We start from the raw sequence: 21,101 nt of genomic DNA, 5'->3' as shown, positions 1-21,101 counted from the left end.
GGCCGAGCCTGACCTTGTCCACCGGCGCGGGCTTCATCTCCCACCGATCACCGACTCCACATAGGCTGCCTCTACACCGATGGAGGAGGCTGGAGTGGCTGGACGTCTGACCGGCGAGGTCGTACTGGTGACCGGAGCTGCCCGTGGAATCGGGCGGGCGATCGCCCTCAAGGCCGCCGAGGAGGACGCCGCGGTCGGACTGCTCGACATCCTCCCCGACGAGCTGGCCGCGACCGCCGAGGAGATCGCCGCCACCGGCGCGAAGGTTGCCGCGGTCGTCGGCGACATCACCAACGAGAGTTCCGTCCGCACCTCGGTCGACGACCTGACCGACAAGCTCGGCGCCACCACCGTCCTGGTCAACAACGCGGGCAAGAACGCGTACGCCGACGCGACCGCGATGACCGTCGACGAGTGGGACAGCGTCTTCGACGTCGACCTGAAGGGCGCCTGGTTGATGGCCCGTCAGGTGCTGCCGGCGATGATCGCCCACCGGCACGGCGCGATCGTCAACATCGCCTCGATCCACTCGAACCTGACCACCGCCGGCATGTTCCCGTACGCCGCGGCTAAGTCCGGCCTGGTCGGGATGACTCGCAGCCTCGCCCTCGACGTCGCCCCGCACGACGTCCGGGTGAACGCGGTGAGCCCCGGCTTCATCGCCACCGACCTGCTCGAGGAGTTCTTCGACACCATCCCCGGCGCCCGCGACACGGCCCTGTCGGTCCACCCCCTCGGCCGCATCGGCACCCCCGAGAACGTCGCCGAGGTCGTCTGCTTCCTGGCCTCCACCGCGGCCGCCTTCGTCACCGGCGCCAACTGGACCGTCGACGGCGGCCTGGGCGTCCGCTACGCCTGACCCACCCGGGCGACCCTCGGCGTCCGCTCGGATCTGACCCACCGCCCGGGCGATGCTGTTCCCATGAGCGACGAGGTCCTGACCCGGCGAGCACTCAACCGAGCCACCCTCGCGCGCCAACTCCTGCTCGCCCGCCACCAAGTCCCGGCCCTTGACGCAGTCCACGCCCTGGCAGGCCTCAACGCCCAAAGCTCCAAGGACCCGTACGTCGGCCTCTGGGCCCGCCTCGCCGACTTCACCCCCGACGACCTCGCCGATCTCCTCCACAGCAAGCAGGTCGTCCGCGCCTGCCTGATGCGCTACACCCAGCACCTGGTCACGGCCGACGACTACCAAGTCTTCCGCCCAGTCATCGCTCCGGTCCTGGTCCGCGCCCACCACAGCGCCTGGCGCAAACGCACCGAAGGCGTCGACCTCGACGAACTCGTCGTCCGAGGCACCGAAGCCCTCGAGGGCGTCACGCTCACCCGCCCCCAACTCGGCAAGAAGCTCCAGGAACACTGGCCCGACCACGAAGGCACCGCCCTCGGCTGGACCTTCCAGTACCTGGCGCCGGTCGTCCACCCACCACCGGACGGACTCTGGGGCCGGAAGGGCGGCGCCACTCCGTTCGCCCTCGCTGAGGACTGGCTCGGCATCAAGCTCGGCGAACCCGACCCGGCCGCGCTGATCCTCATCTACCTCGCCGCCTTCGGCCCGGCTTCACTCCGCGACATCCACGCCTGGTCCGGCCTAGCCCGCCTGGGTGAGGTCGTCGACGAGCTCCGCCCACAGCTCGTCACCTTCACCGACGAAGCCGGTACCGAACTGTTCGACCTGCCCAACGCTCCCCGCCCAGCTCCGCGAACGCCGGTCCCGGTGCGGCTGCTGCCGGAGTTCGACAACCTCATGGTCGGCTTCCGCGACCGCTCCCGGGTGATGACGAAGCAGCAGCAGGCTCGCGTCTGCGTCGGCGCGTACATCGCGGCCACGCTGCTCGTCGACGGCTTCGTCCGCGGGATGTGGAAGGTCGAACTCACCGACGACACCGCGACCCTGGCGATCGAACTGCTCGACGACAACGGCGGCAGCGACGTCGTACTGGCGTCAGCCGAGCGCACAGCCGTCGAAGCCGAGGGACTCGAACTGCTGCGGTTCATGGCGCCCGAGCTGGAGTACCAGGTTCAGCTGGTCTGACAGCCGCACGAGTTGCGGTGCACGAGCGCCGGCTCGACACGGATCGCGCGGGGCGGCAGCTCCGGCTCGGCGATCCGTGACGTGATCAGCTCCAGCGCGCGGGTCGCGAGCTCGGCGTGCGGTTGCGCGATCGTCGTCAGCCGCGGCTCGAACAGGTCGGCCCACTCGAAGTCGTCGAAGGCCACCAGGGCCATGTCGCCAGGCACCGACACCCCCGCCTGACGCAGCGCGCGCATCGCGCCGATCGTCATCTGGTTGTTCGCGACGATCAGCGCGGTCGGCGGATCGGCCAGCGCGAGCAGCCGAGCGGTCGCGCCTTGCGCCGGTACGGCGTCAGAAGCGCCGTCGGTCCGCAGCTCCGCGTCGTACGCGAGCCCCGCCCGCTCCAGCCCGAGCTGGTAGCCGACGATCCGTTCCTCGGACGTCGCGACGCCAGGAAGCCCGGCCACGATGCCGATCCGCGTGTGCCCGAGCCCGGTCAGGTGCTCGACCAGCTGGGCGGTCGCCTCGACGTTCTCCGTGCCGACCTCGTCCAGCCCGGACCCGATCATCCGATCCACCAGTACGACGGGAACGTTGCGCTGCCGCAGGTAGTCGAGCGTCGCGTCAGGCCGCGCCGAGACCGCGATGATGATCCCGTCGGCCCGGCGTTCGTGCAGGTCACGGACCACCTGCAGCTCGCGCTCGGGATCGTCGTGGGTGTCCGCGATCAGGATCGAGTAGCCGCGCCGTTCCGCCTCGGCCTGCAGGTGGTGGGCAAGCTCGCCGAAGTACGGGTTCGAGATCGAGGACAGCGCGAGCCCGATCGTGTCGGTCTTCGACATCACCAGCGACCGCGCGACCGTGTTCGGCACGTAGCCGGTCTCCCGCACCGCGGTCAGCACCGCCTCGCGCGTCTCGGGCGCGACGAACCGGGTGTCGTTCAGCACGTGCGAGACCGTCGTCACCGACACCTGTGCCCGCCGCGCGACGTCCGCCATCTTCACCACCCACCCATTCTCCCCCCGACCGAGGGCCTCCGAAGAGCAAGGAGCTTCCGCTCCCAGCCGTGCACCAACCACTACGCCTGACGTTCCATCCCGCGGCGAGGGCCGGTGACGTCTTGAACGAGGTTCCCGCCACCGCCTCGCTCGGGTCTTTGATGCCTCACCAAGCAGCGGCGGCAACGGCGATTTCGAGGCAGCATCACGTGTGACTCGGCTTACCGCCGTTGTCGCCGGAGAGTCTTGCCCGTCCCTAGTTCGTGGGGTTGTACGCGCAGGAGTCCGACAGGTCGCCGGCGTCGGGGGAGGGGGACGGCTTGGTGGTGGGCTTGCCGGTCGGCTTGGTCGGAGGCTTGCTGGTGGGACCTACAGGCGTCGGCGTACCGGACAAGGCCTTCTGGACGATCGCGCGCATCCCGGCGTAGTTCGGGTTCTGGCCGGTCGGGAAGTTCTTCTTCTTGTCCAGGTCGATGTTGCGGATCTTCGCCGACTTCACCTTCGTGCCGAGCCCGGCGAGGTCGCCGAGCAGGGTCTGCGGGATGTCGGTCTGGATCAGCTGCTCGCCGGCCGCCGCGATCTCCTTGTAGTGGGTCAGCACGTTCTGCGGCGTCGCGCGTTCGACGATCGCCTTGATCGTGCAGCGCTGCCGGGCCTGCCGGGCCAGGTCCGCGCCGGGCACCTTGTACCGGCCCCGGGCGAACCAGAGCGCGTCGAACCCGCTCAGCTTCCGGTCCGGTCCGGGCTGGAGGTAGCGGCCCGGCGGGATGTGCTTGTCGTCGTTGCCGCCGACCGGGACCGGGTAGTTGATGTTCACGGTGATCCCGCCGAGCGCGGTCACCATCTGCTCGAACCCGGCCAGGTTGATCTGCGCGTAGTAGTGCAGCTTCAGCCCGAGCGCCTCGCCGATCGACAGCTTGAGCACGTCGGCGCCGGGGTTGTCGGTCTCGCCGAGCAGGTCCTTGTACTTCGGCGGGATGTTGCGGTACATCGCGTCCAGGTAGTACTCCGGCTGCTCCGGATGCGGATCGGACGGGTCCCAGTAGCCGGTCGGGAACACCTTGTGCAGCGGGTGGTCCTTCGGGAACGGCATCCGCATGAAGTTCCGGGTCATCGAGATTAGCGACGTCTCGCCGGTGTGGGTGTCGATGCTGGCCACCATCACCGTGTCCGCCCGCGCGCCCCGGCGGCCCTCGCCGTCGTCCGCGCCGAGCAGCAGCAGGTTGATCCGCGGCAGCGTCGCCCACGGGTCCTTCTGGTTGATCTTCGGCACGGTCGCGCTCTTCGACTTCTCACCCGCGAACACCTTGGTCACCAGGCTGCGCTGCGCGACCAGGTTCTGCGCGCCGAGCGCCGAGCCGGACGCGATCGAGAAGCAGACCAGCCCGACCACGAGCGCCCCGCCGAGCCGAGCCAGTACGCCGGTCTGCAGCGGCCGCAGCATCTTGTACGACGTCACGAGCACGACGACCAGGAACAGCCCGGCTACGCCCAGTCCGGCGATCATCCCGGTCAGCACGCTCGGGTCGAGCGCCCACTGGATCACGTCGTCGCGGCGCAGCAGGACGACGTACGCCGCGGCGCCGTACAGCAGGACGCTGAGCGTGGTGATCACCGCGCCGAGGCGCTTGCGCCCGGCCGCCAGGTACGCCGTACCGGGGATCAGTACGCCGAGAACCGCGATCGCCAGCGCGCCCGAAGGGCGGTGCGACCGACTCGTTCGGGGTTTGGCTCGACGGGCTCTCGCTGCGCTCGGGGACATGGCTCCACTCGGTGCTCGGCGGCAGGGCGGTGGGCGCCGCCCCTGATCAGCGCCCTCAGGTGTGAGTCCGCCCGAGCCCCAAAAGTTCGGCAGAATCGTCCGGGTGACTGGAATCGAGGTACGCCGGGCCAAGCCGGACGACGCCGAGGCGCTCGTCCGCCTACGGGGACTGATGCTCGACGCGATGGGCATGGACGTCGGCGACGAGAACGCACCATGGCGATCCGTCGCGCTGCGTTACTTCGCCGAGCAACTCGCGACGCCGTCGACCTTCGCCGCGTTCGTCGTCGACGACCCCGAGGTTGGCGTGGTCGCCGGTGCTGTCGGGCACCTCAACTCCCACGCGCCGAGCCCCACCGACTTCTCCCTCGTCCGGGGCACCCTCTACAACGTCAGCACCGAACCCGACTTCCGCCGCCGTGGTCTCGCCCGCGCCTGCGTGATCGCCCTGCTCGACTGGTTCCGCGACGAGACTCCCGCCGGCCAGATCGAGCTCCACGCCACCCCGGACGGCGACGAGCTCTACCGCTCGCTCGGCTTCGTCGCCAGCTTCTACCCGGCGCAGCGCCTGCTGATCAAGCGCTGAGCCACGCCAGCATCCGCCGGTACTCCGCGTCGTTCTGGACGTGCCCACCGGCGTACTCGAAACTCTCCGCCGACGGGATCGCCGCCGCCAGGTGAGCAGCCTGGCGCCGGTCCCGCTCGCTCAGCGACCCGAACCACAGACTCACCGGCACCTCGATCGCGCCGAGCTCAAATCCCCAGTCCCGGGCGAACGCCAGGTTGTCGTCGAGCCACCCGTCATGACTGTGCACGAACGTCGCCCGGACCCGAGCCATCGCCTCCGGGTCGTCCAGAGCAGGAGGACCGGCCGGCTCGTTCGGAGCCGGTGGGATCTCCGGCCCGCCGGCCTCGATCAGCGCCATGATCTGTCGCGCCGTCTCCTCCATCCCGGGCCGCAATGCCTCCTCGCCGCGGTGCGCGGCCAACCACATCGTGCGATCCCTGCGTGGGTCCTCCACGTCGTCCTCGGCCGGCTCCGGCCCGTCGACCAGTGGGGGAGCGTTCCCACCCACCACCGCACACCGAGTCACTCGCTCCGGCAGCAGCGCCGCACAGGCCAACGCGTGCGGCCCTCCACCCGATCCACCCGCGACCGCGAACCGCTCCCACCCCTGCGCGTCCGCCAGCAGCCGCACGTCAGCGGCCACATCGCCGATGCTTCGCCCGGCCAGCCGCGTCGACTCGGCGTACCCGGGCCGGTCGAACGTCAGCAGCCGGATCCCGCTCTCCTCGGTCGCCCGTACGACGTCCGGCCGCCGCCACCGCGTGCTCGGTGTGCCGACGTGGAAGACCACCGGCACACCGCCCGGATCGCCGTACAAGCTGTAGCCGATGGTGCGCCCGTCCGGCGTACTGATTGAGGTCACACCCGATCCAACCACCACCGGTCGCTCGCGCGGGTGTCGCGCAGCGCGTTGGTTGCGCAGTGGACCTCACCGCCGCCGAGGTGGGACCAGAAGAAGTTGTCCACCCAGTGCACGCGCACGCCGGTACGCCTGAGTGCGCTCTCGGCGGTCGCCTTGAACACATCCACCCCGCGTACCTTCGGTCCCTGCGGATCCGGCGCCGCGAACTGCCGATCGGTCAGCGACAGCCCGTTGACCAGGCCCGGTGTCATCGCCCGCAGCCCGGGCAGTACAGGGTGCGCCTCGAAGAAAACCGGCAGCCGCACGAGCTCGTCCGACCGCAATCCCGTCGCCTTCAGCAGGATCGCCAGCTGCTCGTCGATCCGCTCGGCCGCCTGCCGGTTGTCCGTGAGGTGCTTGCCCTCAGCAAGGATCTCGTCGACGCTGGGCTTGCCCGGTGAGTTCGTGTCGGCGAACAACCGCTGCTTCCCGGCGCCCGCGCGCTGGGCATCCCGCAACAACTTCTCGGCCAGTCGCGGATCCGCGACAGCCAGCGTCCAGCCCCGCGCGTTGTTTGCCCGTACGACGTGCGTCGTCTCGTCCGCGTGCCCGATCGCCAGCCATGACGTGTCGATCCGCAGCGGAGCCTGGAATCCCTGCCCGGTCACGAGTTCCAGGAACCCGGGATCCGGCTTGCGCTCGCCAGCGCCGTACAGGACCCGCCCGTTGGGATACCCGGCGTACGGCGGCAGGGCCTCGATGTTGCCGCCCATGTTGAGCAGATCGTTGGCATCGGATGAAGCAGTAAGGCTCAACTCCTGCACGACGCCGACGTCCGGCCCGCGCAGGTCGCGGAACAACAGCCGTCCGGCCGGACGCGGCGTCGGCAGGGGCGCCTCGGGCGTTCCGAAGTCCCACACGTTGCCCGATCGGATCAGCACGCGGATCGTCTGCGCACCGCCGACGGCCGGCATGCTCGCGGTGGCCGGCTCGAACGTGTCCTGCAACCACATGTCCTTCCAGCCGCCGGGCGTGCCCTGCACGTACTGGAGTTTCGCGCCGCTCGCTCGCGTCGCCTTGCCAAGCGTCTTCGCGAACGCGTCGAACTCACCCGGCACGCCAGGCGGGTACGGCGCATCGCCCGGCCAGCCCGCGCCCTTGTTGGGCTTGCCGGCGAGCACGGTCTCGGCGCGTTGCAGATCGTTCTGCAGCATCAGCGGCGCGACGCGGAGCTTCACGACGTCGGTCGCGGTCCGGCCGTGGTCGGTGACGGTCAGCGTGACCGTGATCGTGCCGTCCCACTTCGTCCGGTCGCGCAGGACGTCACGTCCTTCCAGCCCGAGCCGCACGCCACGCTTCAGCTGGTCGGCCGACAACTCCTTCGCTACTTGGCCGTTCGCGAAGATCCGCGCCTTGTCCGCCGGTACGACGTCCAGCCGGCCCGTCGCCGTCCTGCTGATCCCACGCGCGGCCGGGATGTCGAGTGGGGCCAGGTCTTTGAGGTCCTGCGGCCCGTTGATCCGCTCGTCCGCCGAGTCGTTGCACGCGGCAAGCTTCTTGTCGACCGTCGAGCCGGCGTCCTCCAGCTCGGCAGGGTCGACGGTGCAGCGCCGCTCGTCGTCGTCCACGTTCGCGAGGAAGATGGCGCCGCGCTGGGCCGACCAGGTGTCCTCACCGTGCTCGTCCGCCCGCGTCACCAGCCCGTCGCGGTTCACGTCCGCCCGCAGATCGGCCGCGAAGCCGTCGGCTCCTCGCCGGTCAGCCTCGACGCCGCGACCCGCGTGCAGGTCGGCTCCGAGTCGCTGACCCGCCCGCAGTTCGGCGCCGGCGCCGGTCGTCGTACCGGAACCCCACGCGACCATCGCCGGCGTGGACGCGGTCACCACCGCGGCCGCCACCACTCCTGTCACCCAACGCTTCATCGCACTGACTCCCCAAGTATTTGGCACACCCGTGTGATTTCCACTCGAAACTAACACGCCCGTACTAAATCCGGCAGGGGGATTTCCGCGGTCCACCCAGCGGTGGAGAAGGGTTTTCGCCCGAACAGGCAAGTACAGGTGAGGACGCGCTCACCCCTGGGGCGCGGTGAGGAGTCCAGCAGATGCGCAAGGTGAGGATCGCCGGTCTGGGTGTCGTCGCGGCACTCGTGGTGGTCGGGTTGTTCGAGCTACCGGCCAGCCCGTTCGCGCGGCACGACCTGCGCGATCGCGCACCCGTCGCGGTGTCGGCACCACTCGACGACCCAGCGAGCGGCGCTCCCGCGACTGGTGCTCCTGTGGATGGTAAGCCCGGCAAGGGCAGCCCGCAGACCCCGGCCAAGCCCGCCGATCCGCCCGACCCGACGATCACCTACCCGGAGCAGGGTGGCGTCTCGTACTCGGTCCTGCCCGGCGCCCCGGAGACGATCGGTACCGCGGGCCGCCTGCTCACCTTCGAGATCGACCTCGAGAACGGCATCAAAGGCATCGACCGGACCGAGCTCGCCCGCTTCGTCCGCGAGACGTACGGCGCGCCGCAGGGCTGGACGGCCGGCGGGAAGTGGCGCTTCCGGCAGGTCGGTGCCGGTCAGGATCCCGGCTTCAAGCTGATGTTCGTCACGCCCGCGACCAGGGACATCCTGTGTGGCGGCGGCTACGACCACTACACGAGCTGCCGGATCGGGCAGCGCGTCGTACTGAACATCGCGCGCTGGGTGAACGGCGTCCCGAACTACGGCGCCTCGCTCACCGAGTACCGCAAGTACATGCTGAATCACGAGACCGGCCACCGCCTCGGCGAGGCCCACGAGCTCTGCCCCGGTCCCGGGCAGCCCGCGCCGGTGATGCAGCAGCAGACGCTGGGCCTGCACGGCTGCACCCCGTACGCCTGGCCGTACCAGGACGGCCGCCGCTACGAAGGCCACCTCGGCAAGTACGACGACCCGATCCCGGGCACCTGATCATTCCTCGATGATCGAGAGCACGTTGCCCGCCGGATCCTTGAACCAGGCAATCAACGGCCCTTCGGTCCGCATCACCCCGAGCTCGTCCTGCCCGTCGCCGTACCGCTCGAACGTCACCCCCCGTGAGGTGAGCTCCCGAGCGGTCGCGGCGATGTCGGCGACCGGGAAGTTGAGCGTCGTGTACGTCGCCGGCACGTGATCGTCCTTGGGGTAGACGAGCACCGGATGCCCACCTGCGATCCGCAGCTGCAGCATCCCGTGCTCCTCGCCGACGTCGAGCCCCAGCGTCCCGGCGTAGAACGCCTTCGCCGCCGGAACGTCATCCACCGAGAACCCGCTGTACGCCTCAGTCTTTCCAAACATCACTGCCTCCTACTGGATCGTTGTCACCCAGTACGTCGGCAGCATGCTCAGCTTCTCGACATCTCAGTTGTTGAGCGCCTGCGGAACAACCTGTCCGACCGCCGCAGTCACCGTGGCCGTCTCCAGTCCGTCGGCCACCGTGTGCAGCAGCCGCACCAACTGCGCGGCATCCGCCGGCCCCAGAATCCCCGTGATCACATCCAGCACCCGAACCGTCAGTGCATCGAGCTGCGACAATCGAGCCTGACCCATCCCGGTCACCGTGAGCCTCGGCTCGGTCTTCACCAACCCGAGCCCAGCCAACTCGGCAATCGCCAGCTCCGCCTCGCCGGTCGTCGTCCCGACCTGCTCGGCCACGGCTGCCGCCGAGTCCCGCCCGTTGGAGATCGCACTGAGCACGAGCGCCGCCGGCATCTTCATCCCGACCGCGTCCTGCAGCCCGAGAATCAAAGGATGCGCGTGCCCGCGGACCCGCTCCACCGCGTCCAGCAAGCGCAGCGCGTCCCCCACGTCACCGATCAGCTGCTCGGTCTGCACCGTCGCGATCCCGCTCAACGGCACATCCCGCTCGGGCACGGCCAGCGCCCTGGTCCCCGTCTCTTCGATGGTCACCGTTCCAGCCTACGGACCCCCGCTGACAGTTCGGCGTGTCGTTCCTGAGGAATCCCTATGAATTCCCCCTCACCCAACACCCGAACACCAGTTCCCACCCCAACCTTCCGGCAGAACCGCCCGAACCCCGGATCGAAACGCTCCTCCCCACCCGCGAGCTCCGCCGCCGCCCACCACCGAACCGAGGCGAATTCACCCGACCCGTCAACCACCGGCATCCCTCGCCGCCCCTCCAGCACGAACCACAAACTCACATCCACGTGCCGCCCGGCCCCCACCGTCTCCGTAACGGTCACAAACGCAGGCCGCCGCTCCGGATCGTTGAACACGGCCCCGATCCCCAACTCCTCCCCAACCTCCCGCCCCGCCGCATCCACCGGCCGCTCGCCGACCTCCACAAGTACGGATCACCTACGGCTCATCCATTTGCCGGACAAAGGAACATTTGTTCGAGCGAATTGATCAGAAAGTCCACTTTTCTTTCTGAGAAATCCGGACCCGGGCGTGACCTCTGATCCTGGTCGTGCGTTGCAAGTGACGTGACGGTGAACACACGGCTAATCCGTCATCGCGCTCGCTCCGCGTCCTTGGCCGACAACCCCTCAGATCTGCCAGGAGGACCAGTGACAACCGCCACCGCCACCCAGACGTCCGAGCGCCGACGCGTCCGAGTCTGGTTCGGTGAGCACGTGATCGCCGACTACAACGCCGAACCGGCGTTGGCCGAGCGGTACGCCCACGCCATGAGCCGTCGCTTCGCCGGACTGCGGGTCACCAACGACCCCATGCCCGCCGTGGACCGGCTCCCCGACCCCCTGCCCGGCGAGCGCATGTGGGACGTAGCCCCGCGCTGAACCGAGTACGTACTGCGCACTCCCTGTTGACGCAGCACGAACCGATCGACCCAGTGCGAACCACGAGTACGACGTCGAACCGCCCGCACCACGGCCCACAAGGCCGGGTGCGGGCGGTTCTTTTCGTCCCCCGGTGTCGAAGTACGGCGAAGGTCTCCGACGTCTCCCGCGTGACTGACCGACAATCCGAGGAGACCACGATGGCCCGGCCCGTTCTGAACAGCATGCTGCTCGGCAGCTCCGACCCCGACCGGCTGAAGACCTGGTACCGCGACGCGTTCCACGCCGGCGTCGACGGCTACGGCAACCTCGATCTCGGCGGCTTCGGCCTGGTGATCGAGCACCGCGACGACGTCGCCGCGACCGCGCCCGAGCCCGGCCGGTTCATCGTGAACTTCGCCGTCGACGACATCGAGGCCAGCGCCGACCACCTGCGCACGCTCGACGTCGACTGGCTGGTCGAGCCCGAGGACCGCGGCATCGGCAAGTTCGCCACCCTCACCGACCCCGACGGCAACTACGTCCAGCTGATCCAGATGAAGCCCGAGTACTACACCAACAAGTAGCTCTCACCCAGGCAGGATGTTCTGGTTCAGGTGGAACACGTTCGCCGGGTCCCAGACCGTCTTCAGCGCCCGCAATCGCGCGAGTTTCGCCGCCGGGAACGCCCGGCGTACCGGCTCACCGTTCAACGTGTTCACGTACGCACCGGACGCGTACGGCTCGAGCCCGGCGGCGTACTCGCGCACCATCGCGATCCGGGCCGCGTCATCCGCCGGGTCCTCCCACCGAGTAGCGGTGACGAACTCGAACGCCGTGTCCCGATGACTGAACGCCGCATCAGCATCCGGCACCTCAGCGATCGCCCCGCCGTACGCCTGCAGGCTCGCCCCGATCCCCGGGTTCCGCAGCAACGCGAGCAGCGCCTCGTCCGGCAACGCCTTGAAGTAGTGGCCCTTCCAGTACCGCCGGTACCGATGCCCCTGCACGTTGTCGTCCCGCGTCTGCAAGGTCAGGTACGACATCTCTTCCACCACCTCGTCGACCACCGATCCCAACCCCCGCAACGCCGGCAACAACGAAGCACCGACGATCGGATCACCGACCCACACAAACCCGACCCGTACGACGTCCCCGACCACATGCGCCGTGAAGGTCGCCTCCCGCGGCGCGGAAGCACTCAACTCCCGCCACCCCGCCAGCACGTCGAAGCCCTCGTCCGCGGCGTACGAGAACTCTGCGACCAACGCCGAAGTCCCGACCGCGTGCAGCCGGAACTCGAACGACGTCACGATCCCGAAGTTCCCGCCCCCACCCCGCAAGCCCCAGAACAGCTCCGCGTTCTCCTCCGCCGAAGCCCGCACAACCTCACCGTCAGCGGTGACGACCTCGTACGACACGACGTTGTCGCAGGCCAGCCCGAACCGCCGAGCCAGCCACCCCATCCCGCCACCCAGCGTCAGCCCACCGACCCCGGTGTGCGAGACGTTCCCGGCGGTCGTCGCCAGCCCGAACTCCTGCGCCGCCTTGTCCAGCTCACCCAGCAACGCGCCACCCTGCACCCAGGCCAGCCGCCGCTCAGGATCAACCCGTACGCCGCCCATCGGCGTCAGGTCGATCATCAGCCCGCCGTCCGGCACCGCGAGCCCGGCGATGTTGTGCCCACCGCACCGCACCCCGATCTCCAGCGACCGGCTCCGCGCGAACCGCACTGCCGCAGCCACTTCCATCGTAGAAGCGCACCGCGCAATGAACGACGGCCGCCGATCGACCATCGAGTTCCACACCGTGCGCGCTTCGTCGTATCCCGGGTCGCCGGCCTGCAACATCACCGGCCGCTGGATCTCAGTCGTCGTCATCGCAGGTCTCCTTGTCCACAAGTGCTGATGCATTCACCCTGACAGCGCCCCACCGCCCGGATAAGGTCCAATTCCATGAGCCGTTCGAGGACCGGTTCCGGTACCGGTGAGCTGCTGGTCGAGATCCAGCGCAGCAGCGCCGTGCCCTTGCACCAGCAGTTGGAGACCGGGATTCGCGAGCGGATCCGCGAAGGCCTGCTGCGCGCGGACGCCGTACTGCCGTCCTCCCGCGCGCTCGCCAACGACCTCGGCCTGTCCCGCGGAGTCGTCGTCGAGGCCTATCAACAGCTCGTCGCCGAGGGGTACCTGGTCAGTCGCACCGGCGGCTACACCCAGGTCGCCCAGACGGCTCGCGCTCAACCGGCGACCCGCGCCAACCACAAGCCGGCCGGTCCGCCGAGGATCGACTTCAAGTACAGCCGCCCCGACGTCACCCAGTTCCCGCGCGCGGCCTGGTTGCGATCCGTCCGCCGGGTTCTGAACGAGACGCCGCACCGCACCTTCTCCTACTTGAGCGGCCAGGGCTCGCCCGACCTCCGCGAGGCCCTCGCCGACTACCTCAACCGCGTCCGCGGTACGTCGGCCCGCCCGGAGAACATGCTGATCTGCCACGGTTTCGCTCAGGGCTCCCGGCTGCTCTTCCAGGTTCTCGCCGCGGCCGGGTACCGGAGGATCGCGCTCGAGGACCCGTCCGACTACGACCTGCGCGACGTCGCGGTCACGGCCGGCCTGGAGGTCGTCGGCGTACCGGTTCTCGACTCCGGCGTGGACGTCGAAGCCCTCGACCGCTCCGGCGCGGACCTCGTCCTGGTCACCGCCGCCCACCAGATGCCGATCGGCGCGGTCGCGTCGCCCGAGACCCGCGCCGCGCTGGTCGAGTGGGCCGTACGCCGGAACGCGCTGATCCTCGAGGACGACTACGACGCCGAGTACCGCTACGACCGCGAACCGATCGGCGCCATCCAGGGCCTGGCCCCCGACCGCGTCGTCTACGCCGGTACGGCGAGCAAAACGCTCGCGCCCGGCCTCCGCCTCGGCTGGCTGATCCTCCCGGACTCCGTGGTCGAGCCGCTCTCCGCCGCCAAGCTGACGGACGACCGCGGCTCGTCGGTCCTGGACCAGCTGACCTTCGCCGACTTCATCGCCCGCGGCGAGTTCGACCGGCACCTGCGCCGGATGCGCCCGCGCTACCGGAACCTCCGCGATCTCCTGGTCACGCAGCTGTCCGACCGGCTCCCCGACTTCAAACCGGTCGGCGTCTCCGCCGGACTCCACCTGCTCACCTGGCTCCCGCCCGACCTCCCGGCCGAGGCGGTCGCCGAGGCAGCTCGCGCCCGCGACGTCGGCGTCTACCCGCTCACGCCGTACTGGTTCACCCCACCCGGCCCACCGGGCCTGGTCTTCGGCTACGGCAGCCTCAGCGAGCAGGCGGTTGCCGAGGGCATCGATTTGCTCACCGACGCGGTGGGCACTCTCCGGTGATGATCGACAGCTTCCGGATCGCCGTCCCGCAGAGCGAGCTCGACGACCTCCGCACCCGCCTCGCGCAGACCCGCTGGCCGCGCGGACTCCCCGCTGCCGACGACTGGTCCCGTGGCGTCCCGGTCCGGTACCTCCGCCAGGTCGTCGAGCACTGGCTCGATGACTACGACTGGCGCGAGTGGGAGGCCCGCCTCAACGCCTTCCCGCAGTTCACCACCACGATCGAGGGCCAGCCGATCCACTTCCTGCACGTCCGCTCACCTGAGCCGGACGCGCTCCCGCTGATCCTCACCCACGGCTGGCCCGGCTCGGTCGCCGAGTTCCTCGACATCATCGGCCCGCTCACCGATCCCACGGCGTACGGCGGCGACCCCGCCGATGCCTTCCACGTCGTCGCTCCCTCGGTCCCCGGCCACGGCTTCTCCGTCCCCCTCAAGGACGTCGGCTGGAACCACCTCCGCATCGCCCGCGCCTGGGCGACCCTGATGGCCCGCCTCGGCTACGACTGGTACGTCGCCCAAGGCGGCGACACCGGCTCGGTCGTCTCCCCACTGCTCGGCCAGGTCGCCCCCGACCACGTCGTCGGCGTTCACCTCAACGGCGGCCTCGCTCACCCGTCCACCGACCCCGGCTATCGCCCGGGCGACTTCGACGGCCTCAGCCCGACCGACCAGGCCAAGCTCACGTTCGCCGACCACGTCCGAGCGACCGGTACGGCGTACGCGGAACTCCAGGGGACCAAGCCGCAGACGCTCTCCTTCGCCCTGAGCGACTCACCGGTCGGCCAGCTCGCCTGGATCCTGGAGAAGTTCCACGACTGGTCCGACCCGGCGCACCCGTTGACGGACTTCGCCCTCGACCACGTCCTCACCGACGTCTGCCTCTACTGGTTCACCAACACCAGCGCCACGTCGGCCAGCCTCTACGGCGAACCCAGCAGTCCATTGACCAAGTCCGGAATCCCCACCGGCGTCGCCGTCTTCCCCACCGACCCGGCGATGCGCCACATCCTCACGCGCACCCACCACCTCACCCACTGGACCGAGCACCCCCGAGGCGGCCACTTCGCCGCCCTCGAAGTCCCGACGCTCCTGGTCGAGGACCTCCGCACCTTCTGCCGGCCGCTCCGCGCTCACTGACGCCAGAACGCCTCGACCTGCGCCGCGGGGTACACCTGCTCGCACGGCACCCCGTCGCCGTCAGCGTCCAGCCGGTCGGGCATCCCCGAGTACCACCAGTAGGTCACGGCTTCCCCGTACGACGACCCGAGCTCGGCCAGATCGCGGCACAGCAGGCCGTCCGGGACCGAGTCCAGCGTGCTCACCTTGCGGCCCTGCCAGTACTTCCCGACGTCGGCGCGCGCGTACTCCGGCTCGCAGGGGACTCCGTTGCGGTCGGCATCCAATCGCCGGGGCTGACCCTGGATCCGCCAGTAGTCGACGGCGGCGGCGTACGGGTACCCACGCTGCTTCAGGTCCCGGCACACCAGCCCCACCGGCAGCTCCCGGACGTCCCCGAACGCCTTGACCGACACCTCGGTCGAGGTCGGCCGCGGCGTCAGCGGCACGGTCGGGACGGGCGTCGGCTGGACGACCCGGGCGGGCGCGACGGCCTGGACCCGCGGGCCGCTGGGCTCGGGCCGGTGCATCGCCAGTACGACGACGCCCGTGACCAGTACGGCGACGAGCCCGGCGGTGATCCCCGCGACGGCGGCCAGGAACGCGCTGCCGGCCGAGAAGCGTGTGCCCGAGTTCCCCATGATTTCCCCCTGCTCCCAGTGAAGCCACCCGGCGCCGGGATGTCCATGGGTTTGGGCAAACGCGACATGGTCGCAAAACAAGGGAGACAGGGCAACCAGTGGTGCCGACGGTTCATCGGGAGAACACCTTCACGTCATGAAGAAAGGCGATGATCCCGGCGGATTCCGCCATCCGAGAGGACGCACGATGGGACACTCGCACGACCACGACGGCCATGGACACGGGCACGGACATGGGCACGGTCACGGCCATGGAAACGGGCACGACCATGACCACCACCACCCGAACACCGAGCTGGACGCCGCGACCCTGGCCGCGCTGGACGAGTCGATCCCGGACACCGACCTCTCGCCGACGGAGGTGAGCCGCCGGTCGCTGCTGCGCTCGGCCGGCATCCTCGGCGGTACGGCGGCGCTGGCCGTCACCGGTGCGCAGGCGGCCGCCGCCGCGGCGCCGAAGAACGTCCCGGGCTGGATCTTCCAGCAGCACAAGCGCCCGAACGTCTGGCTGGCCGGTGACCACCACATCCACACCCAGCTGAGCTCGGACGGCATGTACCGGGTGATCGACCAGGCCCGCCACGCCACGGCGTACGGGCTGGACTGGCTGGTGATCACCGACCACGGCGGCGCGACCCACGCCCGGATCGGCGTCGACCTGGTGAACCCGCAGATCAAGGCTGCCCGGACCGAGCTGAAGAACACGCTGATCTTCCAGGGCCTGGAGTGGAACATCCCGGCCGCCGAGCACGGCACCGTCTTCGTCGCGCCGGGCAGCCGCGAGGTCGAGGTGCTCAAGCAGTTCGAGAACAGCTACGACGGCAGCGTGAAGAACGCCGGCGGCAACACCCCGGCCAACGAGCAGCTCGCCGTCGCCGGCATCCAGTGGCTCGGCCAGCAGGTCGACCGCCGCCGGGTCCAGGACGCGCTGTTCCTGGCCAACCACCCCGCGCGCAACGGCATCGACAGCCCGCACGAGATCCGCAACTGGCGCGACGCCGACCCGCGGATCGCCGTCGGCTTCGAGGGCGCGCCGGGCCACCAGGCCGGTGGCCTGCCCGCCGCGATCGGTGCCGGCGGGGCCCGCGGGCTCTACGGCAACGCCCCGAGCGCGAACTCGTTCCCCGGCTACCCGGCCGAGTCGTACCGGACCTGGGGCGGCTTCGACTGGATGACCGCGACCGTCGGTGGTCTGTGGGACAGCCTGCTCGCCGAGGGCAAGCCGTGGTGGGTCAGCGCGAACTCCGACAGCCACGTGAACTGGAACGAGACCTCCCGCCGTCCCGACGGTTCGGACCAGGCGCAGTTCGACCGCGACGGGCGCTACATGGACCCCGTCTACAGCGGCACGGTGAACCGGACCGCCGCCGACTTCTTCCCCGGCTACTACAGCCGCACCCACGTCGGCGCCGACCGCCGCGACTACCTGTCGGTGATGGAAGGCCTGCGGGCCGGCCGGATGTGGGTCGACCACGGCATGCTCGCCAAGGGCGTCGAGGTCGAGGTCCGTGAGGTCGGCCAGCGGTACGGCGAACCGCTCGGCGGCGCCCTGACCGTACGGCGGGGCCGCGCGGTCGAGCTGGTCGTCCGGATCACCACCCAGACGATGCCGAACTGGTCGAACTTCGTGCCGAAGCTGAACCGGGTCGACGCGATCCGCGGTGCGGTCAAGGGCACGGTCAGCAACCGCGACACGTTCACCGCTCCGGACACCAAGGTCGTCCGGCAGTGGGACACCTCGGGCAAGCGCGGCACGTTCGAGCTGGTCCTGCCGCTGGGCAAGGCCGAGGAGCCGTTCTACGTCCGCGTCCGCGGCACCGACGGCAACCGCAGCCAGCCGGGCTACCTCGGTACGGCGATCGACCCCGCGGGCCCGCAGCTCGACGTGGTCGGCGACGCCGACCCGTGGGCGGACCTGTGGTTCTACACGAACCCGATCTGGATCCTTCCGAAGAAGTGATCATCGCCGTCGACGCGGGCAGCCGCGACACCGCCGCGGCCGAGCACGTTCTGCACGAACTGCTCGGCCCGGTGCCGACCCCGGTGATCGCGTGCACGCACATGATCACCGGGGGCGAGACGCCGCACCTCGCCGTCTCCATCACCGCGCCGACGGACGAGCTCGAGGACCACGTCCGCGCCTGGTGCACCGACCACGGCGCGGGCTCGGCCTTCACCCACCCGGGCGCGACCGCGCCCGACCTGGCCGGCCCGAGCAACCTCGTCCGCGGCGCGTACGTCGCCGCGGTCGAGACCGCCCTGGGCACCGGCCGCCTCGTCCGCTGGCCCGGCCGCGAGCACGCGTACGGCGTACAGACAGCCGCGGATCTCCGCACCAAAGCCGGCATCGACTACGTCGAGGCCGTAGGCGGCCTGCCGATCACCGACGACACCGTCATCGACACCCGCGACTTCGTCCGCCCCCTCCGCCGCGAAGGCCAAATCATCCTCCAGGTCCAGCCCGCAGCCGGCGGAGTCCTCATCCCCTTCGAGGCTGAGCACCAGCAGAAGTGCTGCGCCGACCACTAGAACCCACCGCCGAAGTCGTTCAGCGAGAGCTTGTCGCGGCTGGTGCCGCACTTCAGACACAGCTGATAGCGCTGGCCTTCCTCGTTGCGCTCGGTTCTCCATGTGTGTAAGCCGAGAAGACACCTGAGTGGCTTCCTCATCTTTCGACACTGGCACTCCGCGTACCGCTTGGAAACAGCTCAGCGGCGGACGTCCCAGGCGTCCGACTCCGCGAGCACCTCGGGTAGTTCGCCGATCACTCCGAGGCGCTGCGTGCAGCGCGTCAGTGCGACGTACAGGTCTCGCAGGCCTCGCGGCGACTCGAGCATGATGCCCTCCGGATCGACCACCAGGACCGAGTCGAACTCGAGGCCCTTCGCGCCGGCCACCGTCAGCACCGTCACGTCGGGCAGATCGCCGACTGCCTCCTGCACGAGTTCCAGCCGCAGGCGTGAGGTGATCACCCCGACCTGCCCGTGCTGGACCTCTTCGCCGGCGACCTTGCTCACGTACGCCGCCTGCTCAGCCGGTACGACGTCCACATGCCACGGCTTCACCCCGGTCGACCGCACCGACTCCGGCGCCTTCGCCGTTGGATCCACCAGTTGGAGCACGTGCCCGGCGAGCTCCATCACCTCGGCCGGCGTCCGGTAGTTCATCGTCAGCTCGGCCAGCCGCCAGCGGTCGCCGAAGGTCGACGCCAGCGCCTGCCGCCAGCTCGTCCCGCCGCCGGCCGCGCTCGTCTGCGCGACATCGCCGACCAGCGTCATCGAGCGCAACGGGCACCGCCGCGCGATCGCCCGCCACGCCATCGGAGACAGCTCCTGCGCCTCGTCGACGATCACGTGCCCGTACGTCCACCGCCGATCGACCGCGGCCCGCTCGGCCAGCGTCCGGTCGTCGTCCGCCTCGTACCGCTCGGCCAGCGCCTCCGCGTCCAGGATGTCCCGCGCGGTCAGCACCTCCGACTCGTCGTCCTCGTCGAAGTCCGTCGACCCCGATCCACTCAGCACGTCGAGAGACCCCTGCGCATAAGCAATCGCGCGAGCCCGCTCCGCCTTCAGCCGGGCCGCCTCCTGCCCGTCGTCGCCGAGCAACTCCGCCGCTTCGTCGAGCAGCGGTACGTCGGCAGGGCTCCAGTCGTCGCCGTACCGGAGCAGGTGCTCGCGATCCAGCTCGCTCAGCTGCGGAGCCGCCTCCGCCAGGCGCCGCTCGTCGCCGTACAGATCGACCAGCAGCTCGCGAGGACTCAGATTCGGCCAGAGACGATGCAGCAGCTCCTGTACGGCGGGCTCGGCGATCACCTCTTTGCGGAGCTCGGCCAGGTCGTACTCGTCGAGCAGGTTCTCCCCTCCGAGCGGGTCGGCGCCGATGATCTCGGCGTACTGGTCGGTGAGCGCGTCCACGATCTCGGTCAGGAAGAACGGCCGAGCCTGGTTGTGCGTCAGCCGCCGTTCGCGCGCCCGCTCTCGGGCGTCCTCGGCGACCACCGGGTCGAGTCTCAGGACGGTCCGGTCGACGGTCACCTCGAGCGGCTTCGACGGAACCCACTGCCGGTTCGCGACCGCCTGGGCGATCACCTCGGCCATCACCGCGCGGCCCTTCACCTCGCCCGCCTCCGCGGACTCCGGCCGCGTCGCGGTCAGACCGGGGTACAGCTCGGCCAGTGTGACGAGACGAACACCGTCCTCACCCAGCGACGGAAGCACCTGCCCGATGAACTTCAAGAACGTCGGATTCGGCCCGACGACGAGAATTCCGCGCTTTTCCAGCTGGTCACGATGCGTGTACAGAAGATAGGCCGCGCGGTGCAATGCGATCGCGGTCTTTCCCGTTCCCGGACCGCCTTGAACGACCAGGACTCCGGGCAGCTCGGAGCGGATGATCCGGTCCTGGTCGGCCTGGATCGTCTGGACGATCGACTCCATCGTGCCGGTACGCCGGGCCTCGAGCGCCTTCAGCAGGACGGCCTCGCCCATCACGCCCGTGCCGAGCCGCGACTCGCCCTCCGCCGTCCGGCCGAGATCGAGCTGCTCGTCCTGCACGTCGACGACCTTGCGCAGCCGGCTCTGGATGTGCCGACGCCGCACGACGCCCTGGTTGTGCACTGCCGTTGCCACGTAGAACGGGCGGGCCGCAGGCGCACGCCAGTCGACGAGCAGCGGCTCGTAGTCCTCGTCGTGCAGCCCGATCCGGCCGAGGTGCAGCACCTCGCCGTCGCTGTCGTCGAGGCGGCCGAAGTACAGGCCCTCCTCGGCAGCGTTCAGCCGGGCCAGCCGCGCGTTCAGATCGCGGACCCGCCCATCGCGCTGGTGCAGAGCCTGCGCGTTCCGCGTGCCGGCCACCTGCTCGCCCTCGCGGCGGGCCTCGGCCTGGACGCGTTCGCGGTCCAGCGCCGCGTAGAACTTCGTCAGGTGAAACTGTTCAGCCTGGACCGGATTCTGCAATTCCAACCCCTTGTGATAAAATGCCGCAGGTCGGTTCCCAGAACAATTCTGGTTGATCCCACAAATCCTCGATTTTAGCGCATTCCA

General features: G+C 69.7%; 20 protein-coding genes. 10 read left to right on the top strand and 10 right to left on the bottom strand.

Features of this window, described 5'->3' with window-relative positions:
* Positions 1 to 94: 94 nt before the first annotated feature.
* Positions 95 to 859, top strand: coding sequence for an SDR family NAD(P)-dependent oxidoreductase (locus tag ACYVIO_RS05515; protein ID WP_460649547.1), 765 nt, complete (start codon positions 95 to 97; stop codon positions 857 to 859).
* Positions 860 to 922: 63 nt separating this feature from the next.
* A complete protein-coding gene (locus tag ACYVIO_RS05510; RefSeq protein ID WP_460649546.1) occupies positions 923 to 2,035 on the top strand; it encodes a winged helix DNA-binding domain-containing protein in 1,113 nt (370 codons plus the stop codon).
* Here the strand turns inward: ACYVIO_RS05510 and ACYVIO_RS05505 are convergent.
* Both ACYVIO_RS05505 and ACYVIO_RS05500 read right to left on the bottom strand, forming a co-directional pair.
* Positions 2,023 to 3,015, bottom strand: coding sequence for a LacI family DNA-binding transcriptional regulator (locus ACYVIO_RS05505; protein ID WP_460652061.1), 993 nt, complete (start codon positions 3,013 to 3,015; stop codon positions 2,023 to 2,025). The genes ACYVIO_RS05510 and ACYVIO_RS05505 overlap by 13 nt on opposite strands.
* 256 nt (positions 3,016 to 3,271) lie before the next feature.
* Positions 3,272 to 4,777 carry an LCP family glycopolymer transferase gene (locus ACYVIO_RS05500; protein ID WP_460649545.1) on the bottom strand — a complete coding sequence of 502 codons (1,506 nt, stop codon included), beginning with the start codon at positions 4,775 to 4,777 and terminating at the stop codon, positions 3,272 to 3,274.
* Between the two features lie 103 nt (positions 4,778 to 4,880).
* On the opposite strand from ACYVIO_RS05500, the gene ACYVIO_RS05495 reads away from it, so the two are divergent.
* The gene (locus ACYVIO_RS05495) at positions 4,881 to 5,363 is read left to right on the top strand and encodes a GNAT family N-acetyltransferase (RefSeq protein ID WP_460649544.1); all 483 of its coding nucleotides are present in this window, start codon (positions 4,881 to 4,883) and stop codon (positions 5,361 to 5,363) included.
* On the opposite strand, the gene ACYVIO_RS05490 is transcribed toward ACYVIO_RS05495, so the two are convergent.
* Together ACYVIO_RS05490 and ACYVIO_RS05485 are read right to left on the bottom strand one after the other, a co-directional pair.
* Complete coding sequence (locus ACYVIO_RS05490) at positions 5,353 to 6,207, bottom strand: alpha/beta fold hydrolase (RefSeq protein ID WP_460649543.1); 855 nt, start codon at positions 6,205 to 6,207, stop codon at positions 5,353 to 5,355. The genes ACYVIO_RS05495 and ACYVIO_RS05490 overlap by 11 nt on opposite strands.
* Entirely contained in the window at positions 6,204 to 8,108 is a 1,905-nt protein-coding gene (locus ACYVIO_RS05485) for a protein-arginine deiminase family protein (RefSeq protein WP_460649542.1), read from the bottom strand. Before ACYVIO_RS05485 ends, ACYVIO_RS05490 begins: the two co-directional genes overlap by 4 nt.
* Before the next feature lie 182 nt (positions 8,109 to 8,290).
* On the opposite strand from ACYVIO_RS05485, the gene ACYVIO_RS05480 reads away from it, so the two are divergent.
* A complete protein-coding gene (locus tag ACYVIO_RS05480) occupies positions 8,291 to 9,127 on the top strand; it encodes a DUF3152 domain-containing protein (RefSeq protein WP_460649541.1) in 837 nt (278 codons plus the stop codon).
* Here ACYVIO_RS05480 and ACYVIO_RS05475 read toward each other — a convergent pair whose 3' ends face one another.
* The 3 genes from ACYVIO_RS05475 to ACYVIO_RS05465 all read right to left on the bottom strand — a co-directional run bounded on the left by ACYVIO_RS05475 (position 9,128) and on the right by ACYVIO_RS05465 (position 10,503).
* Entirely contained in the window at positions 9,128 to 9,493 is a 366-nt protein-coding gene (locus ACYVIO_RS05475) for a VOC family protein (RefSeq protein ID WP_460649540.1), read from the bottom strand.
* Positions 9,494 to 9,556: 63 nt separating this feature from the next.
* Positions 9,557 to 10,105 carry a MarR family transcriptional regulator gene (locus tag ACYVIO_RS05470; RefSeq protein WP_460649539.1) on the bottom strand — a complete coding sequence of 183 codons (549 nt, stop codon included), beginning with the start codon at positions 10,103 to 10,105 and terminating at the stop codon, positions 9,557 to 9,559.
* Positions 10,102 to 10,503, bottom strand: coding sequence for an NUDIX domain-containing protein (locus ACYVIO_RS05465; RefSeq protein WP_460649538.1), 402 nt, complete (start codon positions 10,501 to 10,503; stop codon positions 10,102 to 10,104). The genes ACYVIO_RS05470 and ACYVIO_RS05465 overlap by 4 nt, the downstream gene beginning before the upstream one ends.
* A 225-nt stretch (positions 10,504 to 10,728) precedes the next feature.
* Between ACYVIO_RS05465 and ACYVIO_RS05460 the strand changes: the two genes are divergently transcribed.
* Complete coding sequence (locus ACYVIO_RS05460) at positions 10,729 to 10,959, top strand: hypothetical protein (protein ID WP_012924486.1); 231 nt, start codon at positions 10,729 to 10,731, stop codon at positions 10,957 to 10,959.
* 200 nt (positions 10,960 to 11,159) lie between these two features.
* Entirely contained in the window at positions 11,160 to 11,525 is a 366-nt protein-coding gene (locus tag ACYVIO_RS05455; protein ID WP_460649537.1) for a VOC family protein, read from the top strand.
* Positions 11,526 to 11,528: 3 nt separating this feature from the next.
* On the opposite strand, the gene ACYVIO_RS05450 is transcribed toward ACYVIO_RS05455, so the two are convergent.
* On the bottom strand, positions 11,529 to 12,818 hold the full coding sequence (locus ACYVIO_RS05450) for an FAD-binding oxidoreductase (protein WP_460649536.1): 1,290 nt from the start codon (positions 12,816 to 12,818) through the stop codon (positions 11,529 to 11,531).
* A gap of 75 nt (positions 12,819 to 12,893) precedes the next feature.
* Between ACYVIO_RS05450 and pdxR the strand changes: the two genes are divergently transcribed.
* Both pdxR and ACYVIO_RS05440 read left to right on the top strand, forming a co-directional pair.
* Complete coding sequence (pdxR, locus tag ACYVIO_RS05445; RefSeq protein ID WP_460649535.1) at positions 12,894 to 14,300, top strand: MocR-like pyridoxine biosynthesis transcription factor PdxR; 1,407 nt, start codon at positions 12,894 to 12,896, stop codon at positions 14,298 to 14,300.
* Complete coding sequence (locus ACYVIO_RS05440; protein WP_460649534.1) at positions 14,300 to 15,439, top strand: epoxide hydrolase family protein; 1,140 nt, start codon at positions 14,300 to 14,302, stop codon at positions 15,437 to 15,439. The genes pdxR and ACYVIO_RS05440 overlap by 1 nt, the downstream gene beginning before the upstream one ends.
* On the opposite strand, the gene ACYVIO_RS05435 is transcribed toward ACYVIO_RS05440, so the two are convergent.
* Complete coding sequence (locus ACYVIO_RS05435) at positions 15,433 to 16,059, bottom strand: hypothetical protein (protein WP_460649533.1); 627 nt, start codon at positions 16,057 to 16,059, stop codon at positions 15,433 to 15,435. The genes ACYVIO_RS05440 and ACYVIO_RS05435 overlap by 7 nt on opposite strands.
* A gap of 187 nt (positions 16,060 to 16,246) precedes the next feature.
* Here ACYVIO_RS05435 and ACYVIO_RS05430 point away from each other — a divergent pair, with 187 nt between their 5' ends.
* Entirely contained in the window at positions 16,247 to 18,019 is a 1,773-nt protein-coding gene (locus tag ACYVIO_RS05430; protein WP_460649532.1) for a histidinol-phosphatase, read from the top strand.
* Positions 18,016 to 18,588 carry a hypothetical protein gene (locus ACYVIO_RS05425; protein ID WP_460649531.1) on the top strand — a complete coding sequence of 191 codons (573 nt, stop codon included), beginning with the start codon at positions 18,016 to 18,018 and terminating at the stop codon, positions 18,586 to 18,588. The genes ACYVIO_RS05430 and ACYVIO_RS05425 overlap by 4 nt, the downstream gene beginning before the upstream one ends.
* 179 nt (positions 18,589 to 18,767) lie before the next feature.
* Here ACYVIO_RS05425 and ACYVIO_RS05420 read toward each other — a convergent pair whose 3' ends face one another.
* Positions 18,768 to 21,020, bottom strand: coding sequence for a HelD family protein (locus ACYVIO_RS05420; protein ID WP_460649530.1), 2,253 nt, complete (start codon positions 21,018 to 21,020; stop codon positions 18,768 to 18,770).
* Between the last annotated feature and the right edge of the window lie 81 nt (positions 21,021 to 21,101).

The sequence above is a fragment of the Kribbella endophytica genome (genome assembly GCF_054781295.1).
The sequence above is the reverse complement of the archived record's forward strand: the minus strand, read 5'-3'. Positions and strand labels throughout refer to the sequence as shown.

Excerpts from the sequence above, each read along its gene's own strand:
- ACYVIO_RS05440 (WP_460649534.1), top strand. The coding sequence starts at position 14,300 with ATGATCGACAGCTTCCGGATCGCCGTCCCGCAGAGCGAGCTCGACGAC.
- ACYVIO_RS05480 (WP_460649541.1), top strand. The coding sequence starts at position 8,291 with ATGCGCAAGGTGAGGATCGCCGGTCTGGGTGTCGTCGCGGCACTCGTG.
- ACYVIO_RS05510 (WP_460649546.1), top strand. The coding sequence starts at position 923 with ATGAGCGACGAGGTCCTGACCCGGCGAGCACTCAACCGAGCCACCCTC.
- ACYVIO_RS05500 (WP_460649545.1), bottom strand. The coding sequence starts at position 4,777 with ATGTCCCCGAGCGCAGCGAGAGCCCGTCGAGCCAAACCCCGAACGAGT.
- ACYVIO_RS05485 (WP_460649542.1), bottom strand. The coding sequence starts at position 8,108 with ATGAAGCGTTGGGTGACAGGAGTGGTGGCGGCCGCGGTGGTGACCGCG.
- ACYVIO_RS05505 (WP_460652061.1), bottom strand. The coding sequence starts at position 3,015 with ATGGCGGACGTCGCGCGGCGGGCACAGGTGTCGGTGACGACGGTCTCG.
- ACYVIO_RS05450 (WP_460649536.1), bottom strand. The coding sequence starts at position 12,818 with ATGACGACGACTGAGATCCAGCGGCCGGTGATGTTGCAGGCCGGCGAC.
- pdxR (WP_460649535.1), top strand. The coding sequence starts at position 12,894 with ATGAGCCGTTCGAGGACCGGTTCCGGTACCGGTGAGCTGCTGGTCGAG.
- ACYVIO_RS05435 (WP_460649533.1), bottom strand. The coding sequence starts at position 16,059 with ATGGGGAACTCGGGCACACGCTTCTCGGCCGGCAGCGCGTTCCTGGCC.
- ACYVIO_RS05455 (WP_460649537.1), top strand. The coding sequence starts at position 11,160 with ATGGCCCGGCCCGTTCTGAACAGCATGCTGCTCGGCAGCTCCGACCCC.
- ACYVIO_RS05475 (WP_460649540.1), bottom strand. The coding sequence starts at position 9,493 with ATGTTTGGAAAGACTGAGGCGTACAGCGGGTTCTCGGTGGATGACGTT.
- ACYVIO_RS05430 (WP_460649532.1), top strand. The coding sequence starts at position 16,247 with ATGGGACACTCGCACGACCACGACGGCCATGGACACGGGCACGGACAT.